Genomic DNA, 1,229 nt, shown 5'->3' with positions numbered 1-1,229 from the left:
TCAGGGGCGACAGGTCCTTGGGCGTTGCCCAGTTGACGCCTCCGCCCCAATAGGACGGTTCCTTGGTGCTTGGGGTCGAGCCGCCAACGGCCGTGGTTTCCTTGCCAATCTCCGAAACCTCCCACCCCTCGGGCTTGCCCTCGTCGTCGAGGCGGGCGGGGAAGAGGGGCCAGAGGTCGGGGGCGAGGTAGGGCTCGCGGCCTTCGGCTTTGGCGCGGGTGGGGCCGAAATCGACGAACCAGTCGCGAAAGATCGCCCGCGCCATGGCCTCCAGCGTCGCATTCATCCGCCGGTTCAGCTCGATCTTGTCGTGGTAGGGTTTGACCAACGCGACGATTGCGGCTTGTTCGTCTGGCTTGGGCAACCCGATCTGCATCTGTTTGAAGTCGGCCAATGTGACGTGACCAAGCCCGGTTGTCTGCTTGTTCCTGGCAATCTCAGCAAATCGCGGCTTGAGCCACTTCAAGAGGAAGAACAGAAAATCGCGGTCCACACCTTCTGCGGGCGTGACCTTGTAGATATGCTGGTTCAACCAACCGGGCGGACCATCCCATTCAAAAACATCAATCGAAGTGTCGGGGTTTCCAGACCAAGAAAACAGCATGTCCCCCGGCTCAACTCGGACCTCATCTCCGTATTCACCGCGAGTGAACTTCGTTTGCTCTGTTATACCGGATTTGAGCTCTGCGATCTTGATTACTGGATCGCCAGAGTCAGAAAATTGGATGTTCTTGAACGCGAGCCCGTTCTTCCACGTTGCAAGATCGAAAAGCGAAGAGCGGACCCAATCATCCGGCCCGACGAACTCATACATTGCCAATCACCATGCCCGCGCCAGCGAGAATTTTTTCTTTCAGTTGTTCCTCCAACGCGAACTGCTCCTCGAGTTCCGCCTGCAATTCGGCGAAGCGTTCGGGGAAGGGCGTGTCGTCCTCCTCGGCGGCTTCGACGCCGACATAGCGGCCCGGGGTCAGGACGTGGCCATGCGCCCGCACCTCCTCGATGCTGGCCGATTTGCAGAAGCCGGGCACGTCCTCATACCCCTCGCCCTCGCGCCAGCGGTGGTAGGTGCCGGCGATTGTCTCGATGTCGTCGTCCGAGAACTCGCGCCGCGTGCGGTCCACCATGTGGCCAAGCTTGCGGGCGTCGATGAACAGGATCTCGCCCCGCCGGTCGCGCAGTTTCCTGTCCCGCGCGATGCCGTTCGACTTGTCGCGGGCCAGGAACCA

Annotated in this window: 2 protein-coding genes; both read right to left on the bottom strand. The window is 60.7% G+C overall.

All coding sequences use genetic code 11. The features are described 5' to 3' along the window. The coding region (locus F3H26_RS19275; protein ID WP_188127824.1) for a restriction endonuclease subunit S at nucleotides 1-814 on the bottom strand (814 nt) is incomplete at its 3' end. Next, on the bottom strand, nucleotides 807-1,229 hold a 423-nt coding region (locus tag F3H26_RS19270), incomplete at its 5' end, for an N-6 DNA methylase (protein ID WP_149777575.1). The genes F3H26_RS19270 and F3H26_RS19275, both read right to left, overlap by 8 nt.

The sequence above is a fragment of the Ruegeria intermedia genome (assembly GCF_900129345.1).
GTDB classification, from domain to species: Bacteria; Pseudomonadota; Alphaproteobacteria; order Rhodobacterales; family Rhodobacteraceae; genus Ruegeria; species Ruegeria intermedia.
The sequence above is the reverse complement of the archived record's forward strand: the minus strand, read 5'-3'. Positions and strand labels throughout refer to the sequence as shown.